23 protein-coding genes and 1 pseudogene are annotated in these 25100 nt (G+C 66.2%); 12 read left to right on the forward strand and 12 right to left on the reverse strand.

What is annotated here, in order from left to right; all coding sequences use genetic code 11:
* Positions 1–129: 129 nt before the first annotated feature.
* Together ABZW16_RS07460 and ABZW16_RS07465 are read left to right on the forward strand one after the other, a co-directional pair.
* Positions 130–1506, forward strand: coding sequence for a DUF6002 family protein (locus ABZW16_RS07460; protein WP_354953240.1), 1377 nt, complete (start codon positions 130–132; stop codon positions 1504–1506).
* Positions 1503–2291, forward strand: coding sequence for a class I SAM-dependent methyltransferase (locus ABZW16_RS07465; RefSeq protein WP_354953242.1), 789 nt, complete (start codon positions 1503–1505; stop codon positions 2289–2291). Before ABZW16_RS07460 ends, ABZW16_RS07465 begins: the two co-directional genes overlap by 4 nt.
* Here the strand turns inward: ABZW16_RS07465 and ABZW16_RS07470 are convergent.
* From ABZW16_RS07470 to ABZW16_RS07505, 8 genes are all read right to left on the reverse strand, one after another.
* Complete coding sequence (locus tag ABZW16_RS07470; protein ID WP_354953244.1) at positions 2258–3505, reverse strand: MFS transporter; 1248 nt, start codon at positions 3503–3505, stop codon at positions 2258–2260. The genes ABZW16_RS07465 and ABZW16_RS07470 overlap by 34 nt on opposite strands.
* On the reverse strand, positions 3502–7578 hold the full coding sequence (locus tag ABZW16_RS07475) for a MupA/Atu3671 family FMN-dependent luciferase-like monooxygenase (RefSeq protein WP_354953246.1): 4077 nt from the start codon (positions 7576–7578) through the stop codon (positions 3502–3504). The genes ABZW16_RS07470 and ABZW16_RS07475 overlap by 4 nt, the downstream gene beginning before the upstream one ends.
* On the reverse strand, positions 7575–7826 hold the full coding sequence (locus ABZW16_RS07480) for a phosphopantetheine-binding protein (RefSeq protein WP_354953248.1): 252 nt from the start codon (positions 7824–7826) through the stop codon (positions 7575–7577). The genes ABZW16_RS07475 and ABZW16_RS07480 overlap by 4 nt, the downstream gene beginning before the upstream one ends.
* Positions 7814–10726 (reverse strand): condensation domain-containing protein, encoded by a 2913-nt coding sequence (locus ABZW16_RS07485; RefSeq protein ID WP_354953250.1) that lies wholly within the window; start codon positions 10724–10726, stop codon positions 7814–7816. The genes ABZW16_RS07480 and ABZW16_RS07485 overlap by 13 nt, the downstream gene beginning before the upstream one ends.
* Positions 10723–11694, reverse strand: coding sequence for a TauD/TfdA family dioxygenase (locus tag ABZW16_RS07490; protein ID WP_354953252.1), 972 nt, complete (start codon positions 11692–11694; stop codon positions 10723–10725). The genes ABZW16_RS07485 and ABZW16_RS07490 overlap by 4 nt, the downstream gene beginning before the upstream one ends.
* Before the next feature lie 9 nt (positions 11695–11703).
* Positions 11704–13431 (reverse strand): non-ribosomal peptide synthetase, encoded by a 1728-nt coding sequence (locus ABZW16_RS07495; RefSeq protein WP_354953254.1) that lies wholly within the window; start codon positions 13429–13431, stop codon positions 11704–11706.
* 1 nt (position 13432) lies between these two features.
* Positions 13433–14179: a hypothetical protein gene (locus ABZW16_RS07500; protein WP_354953256.1), complete on the reverse strand. Its 747-nt coding sequence runs from the start codon at positions 14177–14179 to the stop codon at positions 13433–13435.
* Positions 14180–14704: 525 nt separating this feature from the next.
* Complete coding sequence (locus ABZW16_RS07505; protein ID WP_354953258.1) at positions 14705–14977, reverse strand: hypothetical protein; 273 nt, start codon at positions 14975–14977, stop codon at positions 14705–14707.
* Between the two features lie 296 nt (positions 14978–15273).
* Between ABZW16_RS07505 and ABZW16_RS07510 the strand changes: the two genes are divergently transcribed.
* The 4 genes from ABZW16_RS07510 (at position 15274) to ABZW16_RS07525 (ending at position 17236) form a co-directional block, all read left to right on the forward strand.
* Positions 15274–15948 carry an alpha/beta hydrolase gene (locus tag ABZW16_RS07510; RefSeq protein WP_354953260.1) on the forward strand — a complete coding sequence of 225 codons (675 nt, stop codon included), beginning with the start codon at positions 15274–15276 and terminating at the stop codon, positions 15946–15948.
* A 160-nt stretch (positions 15949–16108) separates the two neighbouring features.
* On the forward strand, positions 16109–16321 hold the full coding sequence (locus ABZW16_RS07515) for a hypothetical protein (RefSeq protein WP_354953261.1): 213 nt from the start codon (positions 16109–16111) through the stop codon (positions 16319–16321).
* A gap of 44 nt (positions 16322–16365) precedes the next feature.
* Positions 16366–16656 carry a hypothetical protein gene (locus ABZW16_RS07520; RefSeq protein ID WP_354953263.1) on the forward strand — a complete coding sequence of 97 codons (291 nt, stop codon included), beginning with the start codon at positions 16366–16368 and terminating at the stop codon, positions 16654–16656.
* Between the two features lie 97 nt (positions 16657–16753).
* Positions 16754–17236 carry a hypothetical protein gene (locus tag ABZW16_RS07525; protein WP_354953265.1) on the forward strand — a complete coding sequence of 161 codons (483 nt, stop codon included), beginning with the start codon at positions 16754–16756 and terminating at the stop codon, positions 17234–17236.
* A gap of 180 nt (positions 17237–17416) precedes the next feature.
* On the opposite strand, the gene ABZW16_RS07530 is transcribed toward ABZW16_RS07525, so the two are convergent.
* On the reverse strand, positions 17417–17884 hold the full coding sequence (locus tag ABZW16_RS07530) for a deazaflavin-dependent nitroreductase (RefSeq protein ID WP_354953267.1): 468 nt from the start codon (positions 17882–17884) through the stop codon (positions 17417–17419).
* Positions 17885–17895: 11 nt separating this feature from the next.
* Positions 17896–18423 carry a DUF1772 domain-containing protein gene (locus ABZW16_RS07535; protein WP_354953269.1) on the reverse strand — a complete coding sequence of 176 codons (528 nt, stop codon included), beginning with the start codon at positions 18421–18423 and terminating at the stop codon, positions 17896–17898.
* Positions 18424–18557: 134 nt separating this feature from the next.
* Between ABZW16_RS07535 and ABZW16_RS07540 the strand changes: the two genes are divergently transcribed.
* Together ABZW16_RS07540 and ABZW16_RS07545 are read left to right on the forward strand one after the other, a co-directional pair.
* On the forward strand, positions 18558–19094 hold the full coding sequence (locus ABZW16_RS07540; protein WP_354953270.1) for a TetR/AcrR family transcriptional regulator: 537 nt from the start codon (positions 18558–18560) through the stop codon (positions 19092–19094).
* 344 nt (positions 19095–19438) lie between these two features.
* The gene (locus ABZW16_RS07545; protein WP_354953271.1) at positions 19439–19657 is read left to right on the forward strand and encodes a hypothetical protein; all 219 of its coding nucleotides are present in this window, start codon (positions 19439–19441) and stop codon (positions 19655–19657) included.
* A gap of 98 nt (positions 19658–19755) precedes the next feature.
* Here ABZW16_RS07545 and sigJ read toward each other — a convergent pair whose 3' ends face one another.
* Positions 19756–20646 (reverse strand): RNA polymerase sigma factor SigJ, encoded by an 891-nt coding sequence (gene sigJ / locus ABZW16_RS07550; RefSeq protein WP_354953273.1) that lies wholly within the window; start codon positions 20644–20646, stop codon positions 19756–19758.
* Positions 20647–20782: 136 nt separating this feature from the next.
* Between sigJ and ABZW16_RS07555 the strand changes: the two genes are divergently transcribed.
* The 4 genes and pseudogenes from ABZW16_RS07555 (at position 20783) to ABZW16_RS07570 (ending at position 24274) form a co-directional block, all read left to right on the forward strand.
* The gene (locus ABZW16_RS07555; RefSeq protein WP_354953318.1) at positions 20783–21370 is read left to right on the forward strand and encodes an NAD(P)H-dependent oxidoreductase; all 588 of its coding nucleotides are present in this window, start codon (positions 20783–20785) and stop codon (positions 21368–21370) included.
* Positions 21371–21380: 10 nt separating this feature from the next.
* Positions 21381–21872, forward strand: a complete 492-nt coding sequence (locus tag ABZW16_RS07560) for a nuclear transport factor 2 family protein (RefSeq protein ID WP_354953275.1) — start codon at positions 21381–21383, stop codon at positions 21870–21872.
* Positions 21873–22089: 217 nt separating this feature from the next.
* Positions 22090–22782, forward strand: a pseudogene (locus ABZW16_RS07565) (pyridine nucleotide-disulfide oxidoreductase); the annotation flags it as partial.
* Between the two features lie 259 nt (positions 22783–23041).
* The gene (locus ABZW16_RS07570) at positions 23042–24274 is read left to right on the forward strand and encodes a lipase family protein (protein WP_354953277.1); all 1233 of its coding nucleotides are present in this window, start codon (positions 23042–23044) and stop codon (positions 24272–24274) included.
* A gap of 200 nt (positions 24275–24474) precedes the next feature.
* On the opposite strand, the gene ABZW16_RS07575 is transcribed toward ABZW16_RS07570, so the two are convergent.
* Complete coding sequence (locus ABZW16_RS07575; RefSeq protein ID WP_354953279.1) at positions 24475–24840, reverse strand: hypothetical protein; 366 nt, start codon at positions 24838–24840, stop codon at positions 24475–24477.
* Positions 24841–25100 lie beyond the last annotated feature (260 nt).

Here is a 25100-nt window from a genome sequence, read left to right on the forward strand (position 1 = left end):
CAACTGGATTGCGGCGCAACGCCTTTTGAGTTTTCCACTGCCGGGAACTCACACAGCACAGCGGCGATTTGCGTCGATATCCTTTCCGGGAGGCTGCATTACAGCGTTGTCGCCCGCATTGGAGAACCGATGGTGATCGCACAGACCGCACTTCCGGTGGATATCGACGGCGACAGTGTGCTGGTCCGCTATTACGCGGACCTGCGCACCGCGGCCCGGCTCTACCGGTCCGAGAACGGAACTTCGAAGACGCCGGGTTTGGCCATGGATCCGGAGCTTCCCGAACTGACCGAGCCGCTGGCGCAGTTGCTGGGGACCGCGCGGATGCGGATGGTCGGACTGGGTTCGCACGCGGGCCGGGAGCTGCGGCTGCTGGACTTGCGCTGCACCGCGTCCACCCGGACCACGAAAACGTTCGCCTCGGTGCTCATCGTGGCCAGGGCGGTGGCGCATATCCAGCGAACCTGCGAGCGGGTAATGATCGTGACGCCGACATCGGCGAACAAGGGCACCGCATTGCGCGATGCCGTGCTGCGGGCGATCCGACTCGGTCTGGTGTCGGCAGAGCAGTTGAGCATTGCCGTGGTCGCGCCCGCGGAGTCGCTGCCCAAGCTGTGGGCTTCCGAGTTGTCCGAGGACTCGGAGTTGTTGCGGCGCAACCCGATTCTGCTCTACGACGGTGAGCGGACGGACGGGGTCAAGGCGTTGGCCGCCGAGTTCGTGCGCGCGGCCGCGGACTCCTTCGAGCAGGATCGGGGAGTACAGCTTTGGTACACAATGGATTTGGCCAATTACATCGTCGCCGATACCGCGCGGGCCTTCTTCGAAGCGGACGTGTCGGGACCGGCGCCGCAGGGGCGATTGCACGCACATGCCGTATCGAGTGCATTCGGGCTGCTCGGGTACCACCTCGGCAGGCGGGTGCGCCATCCCGAGCCGGATCCGGACCATCCGCAATTCCTGCTCGTCCAACATTTGCGTACGTCCGATATGGTGACGAGCCTGCTGCGAGCGCGGTCGGGTGGCGAGATCCCACCGCGCTACGTTCGTGACGAATCCGTGAAAGTGTTTGCACAGCAGGATGATCCGCACTTCCCGGCGGTCACCGATAGTCCCACCGAGGATTTGGACAGCACCTTCTACACGCGCCAACCGGCCACATCACCGACCATGAACGCAATCATCGAACGGCACGGTGGCGACGGCATTGTGGTGTCGCGGCGGGAATGCCTGGCCCGCTACGACGAGCTGCGGGCACGCTTGGCCGCGGTGGACATCGCGCTGCCCGCCGATGCCGCAGCGCTGCGGGAGTGGTCGCTGGTCATGGCGCTGACCGGCGTAATGAATGCCATCGAACGCGGTTTGGTGCCCGCGGGTGTGGAGGTGGTCGTGCACGGCTCGGGCAGTTACTCGACCGACGACTATGTGCCGCTGTCCGAGACGTGCACCACCCGCGTCCGTACGGCCGCCGATCTCGAGGCTCCGTTGACCAAGGCCGCACTGTGACAAGGGATTTCGCGGGATCGCAGCCGGACCCTGCGGCCGAGGCGGCGCCATTGGCGGACGAGGCCCGGTACCGGCCGGTGTACGCCGCGGGGGACTGGAGCCCGACACTCACCGCGATCTGGCAGGAATGCTATGGCGCGGACCTCCCGGACGGGCTGGAACCGCTGGGCTTCAGCTCCGCCGGAGAACTGGGGTCGTTGCGGCGCTGGCTGGATGTCGGTCCGGGCGATCGCATTGTCGACGTGGGGTGTGGACGCGGTGGTCCTGGCCTGTGGATCGCCCGGCACGCCGAGGTCGATCTGGTCGGGGTGGATCTGCTCCCGGAAGCCGTCGCCGCGGCGCAAAAGCGGGCTCCGACACTGTATCCCGGTGGGTCGGCGACCTTCGTCGTGGGGGATTTCCTTGATACCGGGCTGCCTGCGGGCTCGTTCCAGGGCGCGGTGAGCATTGATTCGCTGTGGATGGTGCTCGACAAGGCCGCGGCCATGCGGGAAGTGGCGCGGCTGCTCGAGCCGGGCGCGCGCTGGGTGTTGTCGACATGGGAGCCGAGCTATCTCTCGTATGCGACGTTGTTGGCGGCGGCGGGATGGGAGGTACTCACCTGTCGGGAACCCGCGGGCTGGTACGAGCGGCAGACCGCGGTATACGACCGGATCATCGGCGCCGAGCCGGATCTGGTCGCGGAGCTGGGGGTCGAGGCCGCGCAGGTGTTGGTTTCGGAGGCACGGACCATGACGCCGACGTTGCGCGACTACCGCAGATTGCTCATCGCCGCGCGGCGATAGCCTCGCAGTCCGGCATACCACGCCACGATCGCCGCACCCGTCACAAGCGTTCCCGCGCCGAGGAATACGAACCGAGGATCGCCGTCGAGCGCGAGCGTGAGACTCCCCGCGACGAATACGCCTATCGGATCCACCGCCAGGAACAGCAGTTTCACGGTGCTGGTTACCCGCCCGAGCATATCGCCACGCACCATCAGTTGCCGCTGGGTGCGATTCACCAGGCTCGCGGTGACCAATGCCCAGAGGTAGATTGCGTTCGCCGCCGCCAGCACAGCCCACGTGTGCGCCAGACTCATTGCCGCCGTGGCGATTCCGGCGAAAACCACGCCACCGGCGAACACCCGCAGATGTCCGAGCCGATATCCGAGCCATGGTGCTGTCAGCGCGCCGACCAGCCCGCCAACGCCACCTGCGCCCACCACCACACTCACCAGCGAGGTGGTCAGTCCGAGGGTGTCCTTGGCGTAGAAGAACAGCATCTTCTCCACGGCCAGACCGAAATTCACCACCATCTGTAGGGCGGTCAACATCACGAGAATTCGGATCGACAGCAGATACCGCAATCCGTCCCGGAATTCCCGCCAGATGTCAGTGATGCGCAGCGGGGAAACCACCGGCGGCGCCGCAGACCGGTGCGACCACACGGCGAGCAGGCTTGCCAGCGACACCAGGAAGGTAACGGCGTCGACGAGCAATGCGGTATCCAGACCGACCGTGGCGGCCAGCGCGCCGACGGTGACCGGCCCCAGTACCAGGGCGAGCTGGCTGCTCACTTCGAGCACCGAGTTGGCCCGGAGCAGATCGCGATCGGCGCACAGCTCCGTCACCGTCACCGTCACCGCGGTCTCGAAGAACACATGGCTCGCACCAGCCAGCAGACCCAGCCCGAGCAGTAGCGGCACCGTCAGGAGATCGGTTGCCGCCAGCACGTACAGCGCGGCGAACAGGCCGGCTCGCAGCGCGTCCATGGTGATGAGCACCCGCCACGGGCCGAACCGGTCGACGACGACCCCGGCGGGCACGCCGACGCAGAGGTAGCCGATGGTGACCGTGGCCGCCGATATTCCGGAAACCACTGGGTTGCTGCTCAGTTCGAGGGCCAATAGCGGCACCACCAAGAGTGCGAGACCGTCGCCCAGCAGCGACACCGCCTGACCACCGAGAAAGATCCGCACGTGGCCCGGCCATGCGCGCGCGTGCGGACGCGTCGTCATACCCGGGGCACGACCCGCAGCGCCATCGTTTCGGCGATGCGTTCCAAGCTGGCGACGACGGTGCCGCGATCGAGGCCGAAGTCCACCAGACAGGCGATCTCGTCGACACCCATATCCGCCAGTCGCTGTGCCCGGGACCGGAAGGTATCCGCACCGCCGAGCAGCGCGCTCGATCCCCAGTATCGCGCGAAGGCGAAGTCCATCAGGGTTTCCCGGTCGGCGGCCGTGAGCTGATCCAGGTCGAGCTCGCCGAGCACCGCCCTGGCCGCGGACTTGATGATTTCGGAATTCGCCCAGAGGTATTCGCGGAACGGCCGCTCCACCACCGCCCGTACCTCGTCGTCGCTACCCGCGCCCAGGTAGGCGTGCACCATGACGGAAACAGTGCCCGCGGCCGGGTCGAGGCCGCTCTCGGCGCGTCCGGCGCGATAGGCGACGATCCGCTCGTCCAGTTCGGTCACGTCCAGGTTGATCAGCGCGGTGAGCACGTTGTAGCCCGACCGCCCCGCCGCGGCGAAGGTCACCGGATTGGTGGCCGCGGTGAGCCACACCGGTAGTTCGGGCTGGACCGGCCGGGGGAAGGTGCGCAGACGCACCCGCTCACCTGAACCGTTGACGTCCTCGATCGATTCGCCGCGCCACAGCTTGCGCACCTTCTCGATGCGGTCCAGCATGATCTGCTGCTTGCGCTCATAGGAGGCCTGGCTGAAGACGAAGTCCAGTGGCACGAATCCCGGTGCGAATCCGAGTCCGACCCGGCCGCCCGAGAGATTGTCCACGATCGCCCATTCCTCGGCGATTCGTGCCGGATGATGCAGCGGCGCAACGACACTGCCCGCACGCAGGTGAATCCTGCTGGTACGGGACGCAATTCCCGCGGCAAGCACCGAAGGGTTGGGAAACAGGTCGCCGAATTGGTGGAAGTGGCGTTCCGGCGTCCAGATCGCGGTATAGCCGAGTTCGTCGGCGCGCTGCGCGCAATCGAGAATCAGCCCGTAACGGTCACCTTCGACGGAATCGGCGGAGAAGAAGAACACGCTGAACTGCGGGCCCGACCGCGGGCCGGATGCGGCTGCGGCACTGTCACATACGGAAACAGTGGGTGTCGCCGGACAGGTCTGGATCGACAGGTCGGCAGCACCGGGGAGTGATGTCGTCTCGGCTGTTCGGGATGTGGGGACGGCGGTTGTACGGTTGGCCAGCAGGGCTGTCAGTCGCTCGATGCTGGGATTGTCGACGAATTCGCGCAACGACAGCTCCCGGCCCAGCGCGGCGCGCAACGCAAGCACCGCCTGCACTGCCACCAGCGAATCTCCGCCCGCGTCGAAGAAGTTGGCGGTGTCGTCGAGCGGACGTCCGATCGTGTCCGTGTAGGTGGCGCGGACCGCCGCGAGCAGTTCCTCGGATTCCGAGCGGGACTGTTCCGAGCTCAGCTCTGGCTGCGTGGCAACAGCAGCCGGTGCGGTACCGGGATCCGGGGGTGCGTCGGCGGGCCAATGGCGAGTGCGCTGGAACGGGTAGGCAGGCAGGTCGACCGGGGTCCGCGACCGGTCGTACTCCCACAGCGCCGACCAGTCGACCGGAGCGCCCGTGGTCCATGCCGCCGCCAACGCCCTTGACAGGCACTCGGATTCGGACTCCGCGTCGTCGGGCGCGGGCAGAGCCGCGAGCACCTGCAGGCCTTCCGGCCGCGCTGGATCGCGCTGTGCCAGTCTGCTCAGTGCGCGGCCGGGCCCCAATTCGACCACCACGTTCGGACCCGCGGCGAATACGGTGGCTAAACCTTCGGCGAATCGCACGGTGCGGCGCGTTTGTTCGACCCAGTAGTCCGGACTCGTCGCCTGCTCGTCGGTGATCCAGGTGCCGGTGACATTGGAGGCGAACGGAATCTTCGGCGGGTGCAAGGTCACCTGGGCCAACCGCGCACGCAGGCCATCGAGGCAGGTATCGGTCATCCGGCTGTGGAAGGCCCGCGTCACTGCCAGGCGTCGGAACGGGATGCCCGCGCCGGTCAGGTCCTCGGCGACCGCGTCGACGACCTCGACCGGGCCCGAAAGCACACATGACTTTGCGGCATTGACGGCCGCGAGATCCGCCCCGGCGGCAATGAACCGAGCGGCATCCTCCTCGCTGATCGCGGCCGCGAGCATTGCCCCCGGCTCGAGTTGCTGCATCAGCTCCGCACGGGCCACCACCAGCCGCGCCGCGTCCTCGACGGTCAGCACGTCCGCGATCACCGCTGCCACATATTCGCCGAGGCTGTGGCCGATCATGCTCGTCGGCTGCACACCGAGGTGCAGCCAGGTGCGGGCCAGCGCGTATTCGACCGCGAACAGCGCGGGTTGGGCGACCAGAGTGTCGTGCGCGCGAGCTGGTTCGGACAGCAATGTCTCGAGTGATCGGTCGGAGGCGGCGTTCAGCAGCTCGAGGCATTCCCGGTGCGCATCACGGAAGACCGCGAAGTCGGGCCGCAGCCGGGCACCTACCTCGGGGTACTGTCCGCCGTGGCCGGGAAAGAGGAACGCCACCTTTGCCTTCGACGCCGCGGTTGTGCCGACTGCCGCTGTGTCGGCGAGCGCCGCTATCAGCTCGGAGCCGCTGCTCGCGATCGCGAAACGACGGTGCGGCAGCGCACTGCGGCCCAGTTGAGTGGTGCGGGCGATATCGGCCGGATCGACGTCGGGGTTGGTCTCGAGATAGGTGCGCAGGTCCCGGGTCCGGGCTGCCAGGGCGGCAGCGGAGTGCGCCGAGAACGTCACCACGTGAGACGAACGGGTGGCGGGCGCGGGCGCGGCTTCGGCCCAACCCCCCAGCACGACATGGGCATTGGTGCCGCCGATACCGAGACTGCTCACACCGCAGCGGCGGTCCGCTCGGGATTGCGGCCACTGCACCACCGATGCGTTGACGGCGAACGGGGAACGATCCCATTCGAAGTTCGGGTTCGGCTCTCGGAAATGCACTGTGCCCGGAATGATTCCGTGTTCGAGTGCGAGCACCGCCTTGATGAGACCGGTCACGCCCGCGGCGGCGTCCAGATGTCCGATATTCGACTTGACCGAACCGAGCAGACAGTCGCCGGGTTCCGCCACACCGTCGCGGTGCCGCCCGAACGCTTCGGCCAGCGCCGACACCTCCAGCGGATCGCCGATCGGCGTGCCGGTGCCGTGGGCTTCCACGTATCCGATATCGGTACTCGCGATACCCGCGCGCTCGAGCGCGCGGGACACGGTCCGCACTTGGCCTTCCCAGCCGGGCGCGGCGTAGCCGACCTTGCGCCGCCCGTCGTTCTCGACCGCGGAACCGAGGATCACCGCACGAATCGGATTGCCGTCGCGGACGGCGTCGGCGACGCGGCGCAACACCACCGCGGCCACCCCATTGCCGCCGACCGCGCCGGTGGCGGCGGCGTCGAACGGGCGACAGTGCCCATCGGCGGAGATGATGGCACCGTCCACATGCTCCTGCAGAGTCACTTGCGGCAGGAATACCGTGGCGCCGCCCACCACCGCGACCCCGCAGTCGCCCGCGGCCAGTGCGCGGGCCGCGAGGTGCACCGCGACCAGTGACGACGAGCATGCCGTCTGCACGCCGATGCTCGGGCCCTGTAGGTCGAGCTTGTAGGAGGTACGGGTCGCGAGGTAGTCCTTGTCGGTGGCCAGCAGGATGCGATGCTGCTCGGTCGGATTCGCATGCTGGAATCGAGTGAGCAGGGTCCGGAGCAGATATGTGCTCGGGCTGGCGGAGGCGAAGACCCCGGTCTGCGGACCGTAGCGGTCCGGCGGGCAGCCAGCGTGTTCCAAGGCATGCCATGCGCATTCGAGGAACAGCCGGTGCTGTGGATCGAGGAGTTCGGCCTCGGCCGGTGCGAACTTGAAGAACTCGGCGTCGAACAGGTCGATATCGGCCAGCACGCCGTAGGCGTCCGAACCCGGTGAACCTGGTGTGCCGTGCGTTGTGCGGACCAGAGACTCTTTGCCCGCCACCAGGTTCCGCCAGAACTCGGCCACATCGGAGGCGCCGGGGAAGCGGCCCGCCATACCCACCACTGCGATTGCGTCGTCCACCGTCATCGTGTCTTCCCGTAGAGGTAGTCGGCCAGCTCCGCCACCGTGGGATGGCGGAAGAAGCTGGTCAGCTCGGTGGTGATGCCCAACTCGGTGTCGAGGCGGTCCTTCACCATGAGCAGCTGGAAGGAAGTCCCGCCCAGGTCGAAGAAGCTGTCGTCCGGGCCGACCGCGTCGACATCGAGGATCGTGCACCACATTCGAGTGATGTATGCGGTGATGCCGGGGTGGGTCATATCGGTCAGCGGTTCCACTGGGCGAGCTCCTGCAGCAGGCGGTCGATGAACGAGGCGACGGTCACCGAGTCGAACAGGTCGGTGCTGAACTCCACCACGCCATCCAGAGCCGGTGTGGTGTCGTGGATTTCCACCGTGAGATCGGTGCGGGCGGCGTTCTGCAGCACCGGACGTCCTTGGATCTGCGTTGCGCCGAGGCGCAATTCGGCGCACGGGTCGGTTGCGAAGGTCAGGACGGTCTGAAAGAGCGGAGTGCGGCCGAGGTCGCGGGGCGGGCGCACGGCGTCGACGATGTGTTCCAGGGGAAGGTCCTGATTCGCATAGGCGCGCAACAGGTTGCGCCGAACCCGGTCGAAAAGCTCCGGTCGGTCGGGTGCGCCCGAGCAGTCCGCCTTGACCGGAATGGTGTTGACGAAGAATCCGACGACATTGTCGACCGCGGCGGGGCCACGTCCCGACACCGCGGTGCCGACGACGAATCGATCCTGTCCGCCGAATTCGGCGAGCACTGCCTGGAACGCGGCCATCAGCACCATGTGCACGGTGCCGCCGTGCCGGCGGGCAGCCGCGCGGATCCCGGCCGTGGTGTCTGCGGGGACCATGAAATGCAGGGATTGCCCCTGTGCGGTCCGTATGGCTGGTCGCGGCCGATCGGTCGGCAGCTCCAGGGTCAGCGGCCAGTCGGCGAGTTCGGTGCGCCAGAACGACGACTGGTCATCCCACTGTCGGGCCTCGACCATGGCGCGCTGCCATTCCGCGTAATCGCCGTAGCGAATCGGAATGTCCGGCAGCACGGGCGTGGTCCCGGCCAGGAAGGCGTTGTAGCACAGCGACAATTCGCGCAACAGGAGGTCGATGGACCAGCCATCGGTAATGGCATGGTGTATCGCGATGGCCAGCAGATGATCGGCGGCGTCGAATCTCGCGACGGCGATGCGGAGCAATGGGAGCGTCGTCAGGTCGAATGGGGTGCCGGTGATTCCGTCGACGAAATCCGCTGCGGCAGCCTCGGCTACATCTTCGACCTGGATCGATATCCGGAAGTCACCTTCTACGATCTGTTCGGGGATGCTGCCGGTGTCGGCGAAGCGCGTCCGGAGGACATCGTGCCTTGCCACGATCACCTCGACTGCCCGTTGCAGCGCCGCGAGATCCAATGCACCCCGAACTCTGGCGGACACCGGCACGGTGTAGGTGGTGCTGTCGGGCTCGAGTCGCTGCATGAACCAGAGGCGGTGCTGACCGTATGACACGCGCGCGGGAATGCGTCCGGATGGGCCCAATGGCACTGAATCCGATTCGGCCGCAGCCGGATTCGTGGTCAGCAGCGAGGCGAGTCCGGCGACGGTCGGTGTGCGAAGGAAATCGGCCAGCCCGATACTGCGTCCGGTCCTGGTTTCGATCCGGCTCAGCAGCCGAATGGCCTGTAGCGAGTCGCCGCCGCAGGTGAACAGGTCGTCGTGCACGCCGACGTAGTCCAGCCCGAGCAATTGCGTCCAGATTTCGGCGACAAACCGCTGCAGGTCGGTTCGCGGACCGTCGGCGGCCGCCGCAGCAGCGGGAGCGGCTACTCGGGCGGGGATCGTCGGCGTTGGACGGGCGTGCGTGCAGAGTGCGCGCTCCACCCCGGCAGCGATGTCCTCGAGCAGTCCCGATAGTCCCGCCAACCATTCGGAAGCACGTTCGTGGTCGATGAGGGCGACGGGTCGAATCAGATAGCCCTGCAATCGCTTTCCATCGTCGTAGACGATGAGATCGAGGTCGGAATGGCAGCCGCCGGAGGGGGCGACGCAGACGTACTCCAGCTCGATATCGGGCAGGCGCAGTTCGGCGATCGGATGCGGGCCGTAGGTGAGGATGGCCTGGAACAGCGGAGTGCGTGCCGGATCCCGCGGCGGGCGCACGGCGTCCACGATGTGGTCCAGCGGTAGGTCCTGGTGGGCGTAGGCCCGAAGCAACTGCTCCCGAACCCGGCCGAACAACTCCGGGAAGGTTGGCGTGCCCGAACAATCCGCCTTGACGGGAACGGTGTTGACGAAGAACCCGATCAGATTCTCCACCGCCGCGGGGCTGCGGCCGGACACCGCCGTGCCGACTACGAACCGGTCCTGACCGGCGACGTCGGCGAGCAGCGCCTGGAACGCGGCCATCAGCGCCATATGTACGGTGCCGCCGAGTCGGCGCGCCGCCTCCCGAATGCCCGCGGCGGTCGGCGCGGACACCGTGAACGGAATTGCTTCGCCCGCCGATGATCGCACCGCTGGCCGTGGCCGGTCGGTCGGCAAATCCAGTACCAGCGGCATATCCGCGAGTTCGGCGCGCCAGAAGTCGGCCTGATCGTCCCATCGGCCCGCCGCGACGGCATCCTGCTGCCACTCGGCGTAATCGCCGTACTGCACTGCCAATTCCGGCGGATCCGGGATCGCGCCCGCGCGAATTGCGGCGTAGCTTTCGGAAAGTTCGCGCAGCAGCACGCCGTACGACCAGCCGTCGGTGACGGCATGGTGCATGGTGATCGCCAGCAGGTGATCCGTGTCGGCGAAGTGGGCGAGGGCGATGCGCAGCAGCGGCGCGACGGTCGGATCGAAGGGGGTGGTCGCGATGCGGTCGAGGAAATCCGAGGCGTCCGACTCGGGGATTTCTTCGATTTCGACGCGCACCCGGCAGGTGTCGAGGACCACCTGCTCCGGTGCCCCGCCGCGATCAGCGAGACAGGTACGCAGCGTATCGTGCCGCTGCACCACTAGATCGACCGCTCGCTGCCATGCCGCGGGATCGAAGGGGCCGCGCAAGCGTATTGCCAAGGGCACGTTGGCGATCGGGCTCATCGGCTCCAGGCGCTCTGCGTACCACAGCCGACGCTGGCCGAATGACGCCGCATAGACGGCCACGCCCTGTTCGGTGCTGTTGCCGCTCATGTCATGGCCACCAGTACGCGGCGCGCGCCGCGGTAGGGCATGCGGCCGTGCGCCGCCACCATATTGTCGACCAGCATCAGATCGCCGCGCCGCCACGGGATCGTGAGGGCACATTCCCGGTAGACCTCGTCGATGCGCCCGAGATCATCCGCGGCCACCGGACTGCCGTCGCCGTGATACGCGTTGCGGGGGAGATCGCTCTCGGGGTAGCTCAGCAGCAGTGCCTCGCGGATCTCCTCGTCCAGCGCCGACACATGGAACAAGTGGGCTTGGTTGAACCACACCGTGCTGCCGGAAGAGGGCTCGGTACGCCAACTCGGTCGGTGGAAGCGGGTTCGCAGGACCCGGCCGTCCCACTCGCATTGTTGGCCGTGCCGGGCGCAATAGTCCTCGACTTCGGACCGCGAATCGGTCTGGAACGCCTCCTGCCAACCCAGCCCCAAATCGTCACGGTAGGTCCTGGTGTAGACAATGCCGTCGGCGAATCGCGTGCGGATGTCGGCGTCGATTCGGTCGAACACCGCGCGACTGTCGGCGACCGGCGTCGATCCGCCGTGTTGGGCGGGTACGGCGCAGAAGAAGAACAGCAACGTGGGCCAGACATCGGCATATGAATTCTCGTTGTGCAGTGGAATCCGTTGGTCTGCCGGGTATTCCGTGGAGGTGTAGATGTTTCCGTCGACCCGCGAGCGGGGCGTGGACCGGTCGCGGTAGGACAGCGGCTCGCCGCCGACGGCGGCGACGATTCGTCCGAAGAGGTCGAGTTCGACGGCTATGTTGCGCAGTAGCACCACCCCGAACCGGGCCAGTACGGCCCGGATTTCCGCGCGGTGCTGCCGTGCCCATCCGGGGATGTCGACGAGGTCGTCCGGGAGCGGATAGACCGCCGCGGAGGTGATCCCATTGGTTTCGAGCACGCCCGCGACGGGGCCGAGGTGGGGGAGTTCGGCGGGCAGCGTCGGTGCCATATCGTCTCCTCAGTGCCGGGCCGGAAAGTGGGGATCGAGCAACCTGCGCACCGTGCGGTGGCTCAGCACGTCGGTGAGGGTGAAATCCACGCCGCTGCGGCGCGCCCGGGTCACCAGGCGCGCCGCGGCCAGACTGGTTCCGCCGAGGGCGAAGAAGTCGTCGTCGACGCCGACCTCTTCGAGTTCGAGCAGTTCGGCCATGAGCTCACAGACGAGCTGTTCCGTGGGTGTCTGCGGCGCTGCGGACGAATCCGCCTGCTGCCCAGCACTTTCCGTGGGTTCCGGCAGTGCGGCGTAGTCGAGCTTGCCGTTCGGGGTCAGTGGGAAAGCTTCGAGCAGCACGATGGTCGTCGGCACCAGGTGTCCCGGAAGCCGGTCGGCCAGGTACTGCCGCAGCGCACCTGCGGTCGGGGTGGCGCCGGGTGCCGGTGTGGCGTACGCGATGAGCCCGGTGCCCGCGGATCCGTCATCGCGAGCGACCACCGCGGCTCGATCCACATCGGCGGCCCGGGTGAGCATGTCGGCGATTTCGCCCGGCTCGACCCGGAATCCGTTGATGGACAGCTGGTCGTCCACCCGGCCCGCGAATTCGAGCAGGTCATCGTCTCGGCGGCGGACGCGGTCGCCGCTGCGGTACATCCGAGTGCCGGGCGGCCCGAGCGGGTCGGCGACGAAGGCGGCGGCCGTGAGCCCGGGGCTGTGCAGGTAGCCGCGCGCGAGTTGGGACCCGGCGATGTACAACTCACCCTCGTCGACGGGAAGGAGTCGCGAGTCGAGCAGGTACAGCCGGGTGCCCGGGGTGGCCAGGCCGATGGCGACGGGCCCGGGTGCGAGTGCATCGCCCGGCCCCACCCGGTGGACACAGCAGCCGACCGTCGCCTCGGTGGGCCCGTACTCGTTGATGACGGCGGCCGCCGGATGCTCGCGCCGCCAGTCGACGAGCATCGCACCGGTGAGCGCTTCGCCGCCCACTATGAGGTCCGAGGTGGGTGCGCAGTGCGGAAAGGTGGATCGCAGCAGCGGCAGATGCGCGGGAGTCACCTTGAGAAAGGTCGGCGCATCGTGGTTCTCGCCGGGGTCGTCGAGGGCCGCGATATCGAGCGTTCCACCCGCGACCAGCGGGCCGAACAGACTCGTCACCGACATGTCGAACGCTGGCGAGGAGTGCACGCGCACCAACCCGGCCAAGCCCGGATACCACGTCACGGCCCAACGCAGATATGTTGCGAGGGCACCGTGTTCGATGACGACGCCCTTGGGTCGGCCGGTGGAACCGGACGTGTGGATGACGTAGGCGGCATCGTGTGGCGCCGGGCCGAGTGGCGCGTTGCCGGGGGAGTCGTCGTGGGTCTGCACACCCAACGGGACGATGGGAGCGAGTCCGGACATCCACTGTGGCCAGTTCTGTTCGACCAGCACGAGTTTCGGTTCGGCCGCCCGCAGCAGTGCCTCGGTCCGCGGCGGTGGATCGGTCACGGCCAACGGCAGATAACCCGCCCCGCTCTTGACGATCGAGAGCAGCGCGATGACGAGATCGACCGAGTTGTCGAGGTACACCGCGACGAGGTCGCCGCGGCGCACGCCGTGGCGGTGCAATGCTCGGGCCTGTCGTGTGGAGATGTCGTCGAGCTGGCGGTAGCTCAGCCGCCCGCGTGGATGCACGACGGCCGTGGCATCGCCGATCCGGTGTACCTGTTCGCGGAACAGCTCTGTGACAGTGGAGGTGCCGGTCGCCATGTCATCTCCTACCTTCCGGTTGCATCGCGTTCATGACCAGGCGGGCGACCTGAGGTGTGCGCAACAGGTCGCGGCGGCCGATCGCGGTGGGGATGCGTTGCGCGGTGAAGCCTGGTTCCCCGTCGTCTTCCATAGAGATCACGGCGGTCGCCGACGACCACCGAGGGTGCGGCGCAATGGATGACGCCGCCCTCAAATACGCTGTGTAGGAGGCGAATACATCGATCAGCTCGGCACCGACGTCCGGTGCGATACCGACTCGTCCGAAGGCGTCGCTGGCGGCGTCGCGATAGAGCGCCAGGAGTCGATCCAGGATGCCGGGAATATCACGCGGCCACTCCTCGAGCAGGGCGCTCGCCGTGCCGATGAGGTCGTTGCGTTCGGCGGCCGACAGCGAAGACAGCGAAGTCAGGGTGGTGCGCATATCGCGGAACACCGAATCCCTGGTGGGGCGACCGGGATTGAAGACGACGGTGGCGGGTCGGCGGCCTTGCCGACGTGCCACCTCATCGGCGAGGGCGCAGGCGAACACACTGCCCGCGCAATACCCGAGTACCGCGTCGATCTGCGCACCGGATGCGGCAAGCCGATTCCACCACCACGCGGTGTAGGCCGCACCCGACGCCGTATCGGCGACGCTCGCGGGCGGCTGGGCGGTCAGCCAGACCGTCACCGGCTCGGGCAGCAGCATCGCGAGGTCACGGAACCCCGCCTCACCACGGCTGGTGAGGTCGAAATCAACTGCCACAACAAGGTATTCGTTAGCACCTGGTTCGAGGCCGATAAAACCCGGCGGGACGATGCCACCGTGTCGGTTTGCCTGCGACGAATCTGACCCCACGTGGACGCTCCATTGCAGCGAGGGTTGAGTCCTGCAAGTAAACCCGATGGCGCGGGTCGCCGTAGTCCCTCCTGCATTCCCGATGGTGGGGATATCACGAATGTTGCTGGTACGCAGTGGATTCGGTCTATCAAGATCGGATGATATTTGAATGTGTATGCGTCCCTGATGATTCCCCGCGGGGTTGACGTACTCACGGTGGTCCGGCTTCCGGGGTCGCGCCAGACGAGATCGAAAACCCGGAATCGCCGATCGGAGTGCGAGATTCGCGCGATCTGTTCGAGGGGCGCCGCTGCCGGTGCTACTTGCGAGCCGACAATCATTGCCACACAGGCGAGTTGCGGCCTCGGCGCAGCCTGGTTACCAGGCCGCGCCGAGACCGCAGACAGGGAGATCACCGCACATCGGGTCAGCCGATGCGGGTCATCACGATTACCGGGGCCAGGGCAGGCAACCGGCGGCGCGCAGGCGGGCCGCCAGTCCGGAGGAAACACTGGCGTTGGAACTGGAACCAGTGCTGGCGAGGGCAAGTACGAGGTCCACGCCCAGCCCAGCGCCGATGGAACATCCCAGCAGGTTGAGATCGATCGAGATGATCTCGGTGGGCGCACCAGGGGTGGGTTCATCGGCCTGCGCCGGACTTGCTGCGGCCACGGTGGCGGCAGCAAGTGCAACGGCGATGGCACCGACTTTGTTGGAACGCACTTGTTCTTCCTCCTTGTTCGCGCAAGGTGGCGCGGATCTCGGGTGGGGTGGTGCAGCTGGTGTGTGGCGGGTGCCGATCGCGCGCGACCGACGGACCGCTGCATAAATATTGACCAATCCAGACGGCGAGAACGCCACCTCGCCCTGGCAAACGCTTTGCTGCGCACCCGGCAGGGCGGCCGAGATTGTCGGTACCGTCGCCTAACCTCACCACGAAACCGGGAAGTGCGGCCTGCGCGTCGATTTGCACTGGAGCCAGGTGGCAATCTCGATCAGGCTCTTGGGAAGGAGGCCGGGTGGCCACATTCGTCTTCATCCACGGCGCTGGCGATGTCGGCTGGTACTGGCATCTGGTGGCGGCCGAACTGCATGCACGAGGCCATGCGGCCATCGCTCCGGATCTGCCATGCGACGACGACTCGGCTGGCCTGTCCGAGTACGCGGACACCGTGGTCGGTGCGATCGGCGACCGGACCGATCTCGTCGTGGTCGCGCAATCGTTCGGCGGCTTCACCGCCCCGCTCGTCTGCGACCGGGTGGCGGTGGAACTGCTCGTCCTGATCGCGCCCATGATCCCCAGGCCGGGAGAGGCGCCCGCCGACTACTGGACCAATACGAGATATGACGAGGAAGAGCGGGTCCGATACGACGATACGATCGCCCTTTTCTACCAGGACGTTCCGCCGGAGCTGGCCGCCGAAGCGCTGACCCGATCGCGCACCCAGTCCGAGGCCCGGATGAGCGAACCGTCGCCGTTCGACACCTGGCCCGGTGTCCCCACGCGAGTCCTGATCGGACACGACGACCGCCTGTTCCCCGCTGGCTTCCTGCACCGCGTCACCCAAGAACGCCTGGGCATCACCCCCGACGAGATCAACTGCGGGCACACCCCCGCACTGAGCCGCCCACACGAGCTGGCGGACCGCCTCGAGGCGTACGCCGCCGAACAAGGACTGCTCGGCGGCCACTAGCCGACATCGTGGCGTGCCTTTCCCATGCGCTCAGGATCCTGCCGGTGTCCAGGGGAGGGACCTCGATGCGAGATAGTGGGGCCAGACGCGAGAGAGTCACGAATCGTTTCGAAAGCCGTTCCGCAACATGGGTTCCGAAACCTGTTCAGACACCGAAATCATGCAAAGTCTCGGTCGGCACACCAACGACCTCATGACCTCGATCTACATCACGACTCCGTCGAGCTTCCAGATCGAACTCGGGCATGGAGGATTGGTCGTGGACGATCTCAGCTGGGTGGCGCGAACCTACAACAAGCCCAGCTACTGGGGGCACCGCTTCTCTTCGGCAGCGCAGACTCGTGCACCTGGGATTCTGAACCCGATCGGATAGTTCCGGCCGAGTCACAAACATCGCGGGATATTTCCGCGACAGGAATGCGCGTACCGCGCAACGTGCTAGGGCATTTCCTCAATTGCATCCAGGTAATTCGGGGTGCATCGAACGCTGCCACGGTCGGCATGGACTTCTGCACCGCCGCTGCCAACAAGGGCGCCGATGTCTTTGTGGCCGCCGGAAAGCGTGTCCTGATCAAGATCGAGCCCTGTCACGCGACCGGCATGCCGCAAGTCTGGGCGGGTCGATGCCGCAAATATTGCACCTCGGGTTGTTTACTGGGCGGGATGCTCGTTCGTGGCGCCTTGTCGAATGCGCGGGCAGCGCTGTGAATAGGGCTGTCGGCGAAGCTGATCCGGTGATCACGTGATCGATCGTCAGGATGTCGCCGATCTCGATGCAGGCAGGAATCGACCGTGAGGAGGGCTAGTGACGAACAACGTGGTTGGCCGGGTTGCTGGCGTGGTCGCCAAATTCAGTGTCGCCGGTGCGGTGGTCGGTGCGTCGGTGCTGGGGCAGCACACCGTGGCTCGCGCCGCGGAAATGGCCACGTTCCGACTGCCGCTGGTGAAGGTATCCCAATCAGGGGGTGTGCCAACGCAATTCAGTATCTACTTGACGGCGACCGTCGGCGACGCCCCGGGGGTCACTACCTTCGGTGTCGCCAACCCCGCCCCCTTCGGCGATGGCACCATTTTCGAGTCCCACGCCCGGATCCAGTGGTCGAATCTGACGACCGGAGCGATCGGTGTGGTGGACGTGGCAGATCGGGAAACAGCGCAGCAGCCCTGCGACTGCGCCCCGGCTCCGGTGCCGGTGTTAACCGGAGCAGGACAGATCGTCGCAATCGCGACCGCTGGTGGCTTCGGCATCACTCTGTCCTCGGGGGTGGGTACCTTCACGGCTCGGTGAGCCCGGCTCTCCACGCCACATGAGGCCGGATCTGTCACCTGAGGTACACGCGTCCGGCGGCATCATCGGACGGTCTGCACCGCCGTGGATCTCACTGTTCAGATCGCCCGCCCAGCGGCACTTCCGGATGTTCGCCACGCTGAGGCGTACCTTTAGTTCGAGCTGTTCGCTCCATGGCATTCACAAGGCGGGTCCAGTCGATGTTCCCGACGTGTTCACCGGCTCGACGCGGAATACCGGGCATCGGGGCGCTGCGGCGGCGAAGCTGTCCGGTGAAGCGGAGTCGACCAGCCCGTTTCTGATGAAAGCTTGTGTTCCCCTTGGGTTTTGGGTGGGGAACTCGCGCATAATGGGTTCCCGCTGCTGTTCGGGCACCTCGATCAGATTCACGATCCGCGTTTTCCGCCCGCGCGTCAGCACGCCGTGACCGGCGACTCGGGCATTCTTCACCCAGTCGGCGTTGGGGTACGCCTGTACGAGGTAGTGGGTGCCGTCGATGAGTATCGGCGCGACGGGAGTGGTACGGGGGTGCCCGCTGGTGCGGCCAGGGAGGGTGAGCAGTTGCATGGGGCCGAACGGCAAGCCGACGCGATGCGAGAGCGCGACTATGCGGTTGCGGATCTTGTGTTTGGTGGACAGTGTCGTCACCGGGTCTTCCTTCAGTGCGCTGGGTGGGCATCGATCGCGGGCTTGCCGCCGGCCCTGCCGGGTTGGCGGTTGTGTTCGTCGATAGCGCCGGACCCGATGACTATCGTGATCACCAGGACGAATGCGATGAGGGCGCACCCGGTTCGGGTGAAATGGAACAGTTCCCAGCGCCGGAGGATCTCGGCGTAATCGCTGGGTGGCGTTCCCACTGCCCAGTGTTTGATCTGCTGATTGATCGGCACGTTTCCGAAACGGGTCACCAGGAACGAGACGAACGTCAGCGCCGAGGCGCTCGCCGCGACCCACCGTGGCCGTGACTTCGATCGCACCGCCAGCAGCAGTGTGCTCAGGACGGCCAGACCCATCAGTGTCTGCATGACCGGGCCGTTGACGCGCATCAACGCGGTATGAAACGTGAACCGAACATCAAGGGGCACTTCACGAAATGCGTATAGCACGTTCACCGCGCCATATCCGAACGCTCCGGCGAGCAGGCCGGGAAACAACAGCGCCGCAGCTCGGACGGATTTCGACAGCATCGGAACTCCCATCTCCACATCGCAACACTGAGTTGCGATATTGTCAGCCTGCCCGACTTTCACCGATATCGCAACTGGGAGTTGCAATGAGTTCTGCCGCGCCCCTCGGCCGTGGACCAAAGGTTCGTGCAGCCGTGCTCGCCGCGACCGTCGTTGAACTGAGCGAGCGAGGGTACTCCGCGTTCACCGTCGACAACGTCGCTCAGCGCGCCGGTGTGCACAAGACCACGGTCTACCGGCGATGGCCCGACCGCGACGCCTTGATCGCCGATGCACTGGCCGACAGTGTCGCCGCGGAAATCCCCATTCCTGATACCGGTTCGGTCGAGGACGATTTGCGTGCGCTGGCGCGCAGCCTCGTCGGGTGGATCAACAGCCCGTCCGGGCGGGCGGTCCTCGCGGTCATGCTGCCCTCCGCCGGGTTGCCGTCGCCGCCCGATGCCACGCGTCATGTCTTCCGCGACCGTATCCGCCGGGCGCTGCCGGTCGTCGCGCGTGCGATCACGCGCGGCGAGATTCCCAGCGGCACAGATGCCGCCGAGGTGATCAAAACCCTTGTGGCGCCTATCTACCTGCGTGTCCTGATCACAGGCGAGTCTGTGGACGACACTACCGCCGACGCCGCCGCCGCACTGTCGCTGACCGCCGCGCGCGCCGGCCTTTTCAGCTGATACGACGCTTGTAGCTCCGACACGTGTGTATCCGCTATTGATACGCGCAGGACCAGCACACCCCGCCCGCACATCGGCATGTGCGGATGGTTGAGATGTCATGTCGCTGAGGTCATTTAGGCGGGCAGGATTAGTGCAGGTGGTCACGGAGCCGATCCGGAGATGCGATTCTTTCGTCCATGGGGCCATGTGGGATCCACACAATCTGCTCGATTCTGCCGTCGAGTTCCGGCATGACCCCGCAGGGTTCGAATTCATGGAGGACTGATAGAAACACCCCATCGGCGGTTTGCTGATGGGATGCTGGAAGCGCGACAAGGTAGTCGACTACTGGTGGCGCTGCCGTGGGAGACGGGATCGACTGGAACGTCGCGGGGCCGGACGTCTTCCGGCTCGACGAACTCGGCAGGGTTACCCTCGCGGCACAGCACGACAGCCGGACCGTCGTCACCGACGACACGGCTGGCATGTTCGCAGCCGTCCCCGGCGATGTGCTCATCGCAGGCCCGGACGCACACCTGGCACCAACGCACTACCGGGACTGGCTCCAGAAAGCCCACTGAATCAGCGGATACCGGCCCGCTTCAGGCCTGGCCTTGCCCGCCCAAGTGCGCGTCCCACTCATCTCACCGGTCGAGCTCGGTTGCGCGGTCGGCACAGTTCATCCCGCCGTCCAGGGCCGCAGCTTCTCCGGGTTCCGGATGGCCCAGATGCGGGTGATGCGGCCGTCGGCGATATCGAAGGCGTAGACGGACACGATGGCGTCGGCGAGTTGCGCCACCAGGCCGGGTTGGCCGTTCACGGTGCGCTCGAGCAGTGTCACCTCGGGGGCTCGGGCGGCGATTTCGACCCAGGCGCGGGCGATCTGCTCGCCGCCGTTGATCGGGTGCAGGAAGGCCGGGGCCAGGCCGCCGCTATCGGAGGTCGCGGTCGCCTGCGGATCGAGCAGGCCGATCAGCGCCTCGATATCTCTTGTCTCCCAGGCCCGTTTGAAGTCCCGGACCACCTCGGCGCGCTGGGTGCCCGATGGACCCTGTGATGTGTGGATGCGGCGGCGGGCGGAGGAGGCGAGCTGACGGCAGGCCGCGGGGGTGCGCCCGACGATGTCGGCGACCTCGGCGAAGGAGTATCGAAACACGTCGTGCAGTACGAAGGCCACCCGCTCGGCCGGTGTCATGGAATCCAGCACGACCAGGAAGGCCATGCTGATCGACTCGTCGAGGGTGACCCGGTCGGCGGGATCGGCGGGCGCCGGGCCACCGAGCCATTCGGAACGGTCGGGTACCGGTTCCGGAATCCATTCGCCCACATAGCGTTCCCGCCTGGTTCGCGCCGAGCCGAGCAGATCGAGGCAGATGCGGCTGGCGACCGTGGTCAACCAGGCGCCTGGCGTCACCACATCCTGCCGCTGCCGCTCGGATAACGCGTACCAGCGCGCATAGGTCTCCTGCACCACATCCTCGGCTTCGGCCAGCGAGCCGAGCAGGCGGTAGGCGAGATTGATCAGCTGACGGCGTTCGCTGATCACCGAGCGCAGCTGTGGATCGGTCATGTGTCGGCTCCTTCGGTCGATGCGGCCCTCACCTAATTGACGAAATAGCCACCCGGACTGTGAGACGGCCTGACATTCCGACCCGCTGCATCGTCGGAAGGTCGTGACACTTTCAGCAGAGCAGGAGTTCCCGGACGTGATCAGAATCGGCATCATTCTCGGCAGTACCCGGCCCAACCGCAACGGCCCACAGGTCGCCCAGTGGGTTCTGGACATGGCATCGCGTCGCGACGACGCCGAGTTCGAACTGATCGACCTGCGCGACCACCCGCTACCGCATCTGGACGAGCCGGTGGCGCCGATGTTCGGTCCCTCCGTCCATGAGCACACCCGAGCCTGGGCCGAGCGAATCGCCCCGTTCGACGGCTTCGTGATAGTGACCCCCGAGTACAACCACTCGGCCCCCGGAGTGCTGAAGAACGCGATCGACCACCTGTTCGCGCAGTGGGCCGACAAGGCGGTCGGATTCGTCTCCTACGGTGCGGGCGGCGGCGTCCGCGCGGTGGAGCAGCTGCGGCTGGTCTGCGGCGCCCTGGGCATGGCCGATGTGAGCCACCAGGTCACGATCTCGGTGCTCGCCGATTTCGAGAACTACACCACCTTCAAACCGGGCGACCGCCACGCCACAGCCCTGAGCACGCTGCTGGACCAGGTCGTCGCATGGAGCCGCGCGCTCGCACCGCTACGGCAGGCCAGTGCCGAAACCACTCTCGTCAATTCCTGAGGAGCCAATGATGTCTACGCCAAACGACTTTCGGTCACTCGTCGACCGTATCGAAATCGAAGCACTCTGCGCCGGATTCACCGACGCGGTGATGATGCACGACTTCGAGCGCCTGGCAGCGCTGTTCACCGACGACGCGGTGCTGCGCATCCCCGATGCGGGTATCGAAGTCTCCGGACGCGCCGAATTGGAGACCGCAATGCCGCGAATGCAAGACGCCTGGGACTACTTCGTGCAGCACACCCATCCCGGCGCGGTCGATATCGACGGCGATACCGCCTCCGGTCGCGCCCACATCTGTGAATTCGGCCGGTTGCGAAGTGGCAGTTCACATTTGAACTATGCGATCTACCACGATCGCTACCGGCGAACGGCGGACGGCTGGAAGTTCACCGAGCGGGTCTACGAGATCCGATACCTCGACAGCTCGCCGCTGCCGGGCTCACCGCCGGGAGAGAACGGACTGGGTGTGGACGTATCCGCTGCCCAACTGCACGGGTGATCATGCGCTGCCCATGGGGCCGCCGCAACCACCGGCAACCCCGTGGGCGGCATCCTGTCGCGCACGGCCTCGTCATCGGTGAACGAGGCCGCCGTCGAGCTTCCGGGCCATCTGGCGCCGTCGCCAGCCACCGTCGGGACCGGCCGAGATATTGGTGAAGTATGCCGCGCAGCTGGAATCGGCTGTCCGACCAGCTGGTGATACTCCGGGAATTTGCACGCCGCCGGAACTGCGGGGACTGGACCACTCGCCGACCATTGAGGTCATCGTCGATCCCGAGGATATCGATTACGACGCGGGTTCGGAAACCGCACGGCGACAGTCGAGGCGGGTCGATATGGTTGCGAATACCTTGGAGCAGTGGGCGATACGCGACGTCGGTCCACACAAGCCGTTCCGGCATTTCTTCGAGTCTCCGACCGAGATCCTCGGCGCCGGCGGCACGGTCGTCGGCCTGCGCACCGAGCGCACCTGGCTCGACGGCATCGGAAAGGTGGAGGGCACCGGGTCTTGCGGGACTGGCCGGTGGGTGCCGTGTACCGAGCCGTCGGCTACCTGTCCCAGAGCCTGGCCGAGCTGCCGTTCGACGAGCGCGCGGGTGTGGTGCCGAGCGAGGCGCGCCGGATGCGCATGGTGCGGCGCGCTATCTGCCGGCCGTGTACGTCATGGGCTTGGATCAAGCGCGGTCCGGTCGGTCTCAACGGCCATACCAAGGGCGACGCCAATGAAACCGTGGCCTGTTTGCTCGCCAATTGCGAAATCTGCCAGGCTGCAGTTTATCCCGCGCTGGAGTCGGTCATCGCCTTCCTAACTATCAAGGGCATATCCGTTCACGACTCGGCCGGGCTGGTATTGCCTCGGTGCGCATGAGTGGGCGCGCGGTGAACGTGCGGGACGCGAGCGCGTCAAGTCGTCGAGCATGTGGACATGCTGCAGATCGGCTCGGCTGGCGGATGCCGGGGGGCCGTCCCGGCATGGCGTAACTGTTATTTGCTCCGAATTGTTCGACGAGGGCACCGGTCTGGGCTCGCATCGGACGCCCGACTGCCGGTTATTTGGGCCGATCAGGCTTTCTTTCCATAGTGTCGCTGAAGATTTGCCGAATGTGGTATTTGTATTCAGCCTGGCTTGTCGACTATGCCCGCGAACTATCCGTGGAGGTCAAGGTCGTGACTCTTCCGTTCCATTCTTTCTTCGGTAGTAGACGCAGCGGTTGGACCAAGGTCCTGGGTGCATTCAGCGGTATGGCACTTGCGCTGCTGGCGACGACGGCAACCGCCGAACCGCTGTATCCGGTGCCCGATCCGGATCCGTTCTATGCCACCCCGGGGGATGTGGCAGCACACCAACCGGGTGACATCCTCGACGTGCGGGCGATGCCACCGGTGCCCCTCTTCCCCGGCGCCACCGTCACACTGGTCAAATTCCGCTCGACCGACTCGCACGGTGGGCCGATCGCGGCGACCACCACAGTCATTACCCCTTTCGGCCATCAGCCCGACGCGCCGTTGCTGTCGTACCAGCACTTCATCAATGCACTCGGCACCGACTGCGCGGTATCGCACAAGCTGTACACCGGCGATCTGAATCTGGCCGCGACGGCGTCGATGTTGAACGCGGTGCTGCAGGAGGGGTGGACTGTCGCGATGCCGGATCATCTGGGACCGCAGTTCGCGCTCGGAGCGGCGCATTTGGGTGCGCACATCGTATTGGACGGCATCCGGGCGGTGAAACGGCTGCCCGAACTCGCGGTGCAGCACAGTCCGGTGACGATGGCGGGCTACTCCGGCGGCGGCCTGGCCACCTCATGGGCGTCAGTGCTGCAGCCGTCGTATGCAAGTGAGCTACAGATCGCGGGCGCGGCCATCGGCGGCGCACCGATGAACCTGCTGACGATGGCGGAGGCGCTCGGCCTCGACCCGCATCCGGCCTTCGGGCTGGCCATGGCGACGGCAATCGGTCTGGAGCGGGAGTATCCGGACCAAGTGCCGACCAGCTTGTATCTCAACCCGCGCGGCGTCGCGCTCCGTGACGCCATGGCCAACCGCTGCACCAACGAAATCCTCGCCATCGGCGCCAACGGCAGCGCTCGCGAATTCGTCACCACCACGTCGATCTTCGACAGGCCCGAGGCCCGGACGATAGTGGAGCAAAACAGTCTGGAGCTCTACCCAGGGGTGCCGGAAATGCCCATGTTCGAATGGCATTCGCCGAGCGACCCACTGGTTCCGGTCGGCGCCATCGAAAACACCGACCGCCGCTGGTGCAATTCCGGGGTGCGGCTGCAGACGATGACGGTGTCCGTGCCCGAGCATTTGTCCGCAGCGGCAGCGGGCGCACCTGAGGTACTGCGGTGGCTCGAGGGCCGGGTTCGCGGCGAACCTGCCCCTGTCGCCTGCTGAGATCCGACAGGATCGGCGTTGGTGGTGGCTTGGCGCAAACGCGGTGTCGGTGGCGTGGACGGCAATCGTTTGTCTTCCACGTCACCGATCGCGCGTTATGCGGCGTGACCGGGCCGACCGCCTATCAGATTCTGACCGGGCTCGATATCGAGGTGTTCACCCCCCGATCTTCGTGACGAGCCGCATCGCGCGCCGCATCGTCAATTCGCCTTCTCGGTGTTCAGGTTTGCGGCAGTGAGGTTCTGGGCAGCGAAACGGGCGATGGTGCATGCCTGGCGGGCCTGCGCTTCCGGGTGCGCGGTGCGCTGCTCCAGTGCGGCGCGGATCCGATCCAACGATGCAGTGGCATCGCTGGCGGCTCGGCGCAGCACTGTGTAGCGGTGGTCGAGTTCGCGGTGGGCGAGGTCGATGTCGTGGTAGCGGCGGCGTAGGTCGGCCACATGGTTGAGCAGGTCGGCTACTTCACGAGTGGTCAGCGTCAGGGTCGGGTGCTCCGCTCCGGAGAGGATCGCCTCGCCCGCGACCTCGGCGCAACGGGCGTGCAATACATCGACAATGTCGGCCACACAGATCACCTCCTACACTGCGGCGGAGCGTTCAGAGCTGCTCGGGTGCCCGCGCCGATCGGATACGCCCCCGCCGCAGCGCGAGCTCGGAAAACGAAGAAACGTTGCAGGTCAACACATCTGGCGATGCTGGTCGAAAATCGACGTCTTCCACTCCCGTTCGAATGCGCTCATCGATACCCGCGCCGAACTACGACCCGATCACGGGCACGGTACTGGAACCTGGCCGGATCGAGGAATTCCGCCACCGACTGTCATAG

Source organism: Nocardia sp. NPDC004604, assembly GCF_040609795.1.
Lineage (GTDB): Bacteria > Actinomycetota > Actinomycetes > Mycobacteriales > Mycobacteriaceae > Nocardia.

Bases quoted from the DNA above. Each gene is read 5' to 3' on its own strand.
- ABZW16_RS07460 (WP_354953240.1), top strand. From the start codon at position 130: ATGGTGATCGCACAGACCGCACTTCCGGTGGATATCGACGGCGACAGT.
- ABZW16_RS07470 (WP_354953244.1), bottom strand. From the start codon at position 3,505: ATGACGACGCGTCCGCACGCGCGCGCATGGCCGGGCCACGTGCGGATC.
- ABZW16_RS07475 (WP_354953246.1), bottom strand. From the start codon at position 7,578: ATGACGGTGGACGACGCAATCGCAGTGGTGGGTATGGCGGGCCGCTTC.
- ABZW16_RS07485 (WP_354953250.1), bottom strand. From the start codon at position 10,726: ATGAGCGGCAACAGCACCGAACAGGGCGTGGCCGTCTATGCGGCGTCA.
- ABZW16_RS07490 (WP_354953252.1), bottom strand. From the start codon at position 11,694: ATGGCACCGACGCTGCCCGCCGAACTCCCCCACCTCGGCCCCGTCGCG.
- ABZW16_RS07495 (WP_354953254.1), bottom strand. From the start codon at position 13,431: ATGGCGACCGGCACCTCCACTGTCACAGAGCTGTTCCGCGAACAGGTA.
- ABZW16_RS07515 (WP_354953261.1), top strand. From the start codon at position 16,109: ATGCAAAGTCTCGGTCGGCACACCAACGACCTCATGACCTCGATCTAC.
- ABZW16_RS07520 (WP_354953263.1), top strand. From the start codon at position 16,366: ATGCGCGTACCGCGCAACGTGCTAGGGCATTTCCTCAATTGCATCCAG.
- ABZW16_RS07535 (WP_354953269.1), bottom strand. From the start codon at position 18,423: ATGCTGTCGAAATCCGTCCGAGCTGCGGCGCTGTTGTTTCCCGGCCTG.
- sigJ (WP_354953273.1), bottom strand. From the start codon at position 20,646: ATGACCGATCCACAGCTGCGCTCGGTGATCAGCGAACGCCGTCAGCTG.
- ABZW16_RS07560 (WP_354953275.1), top strand. From the start codon at position 21,381: ATGTCTACGCCAAACGACTTTCGGTCACTCGTCGACCGTATCGAAATC.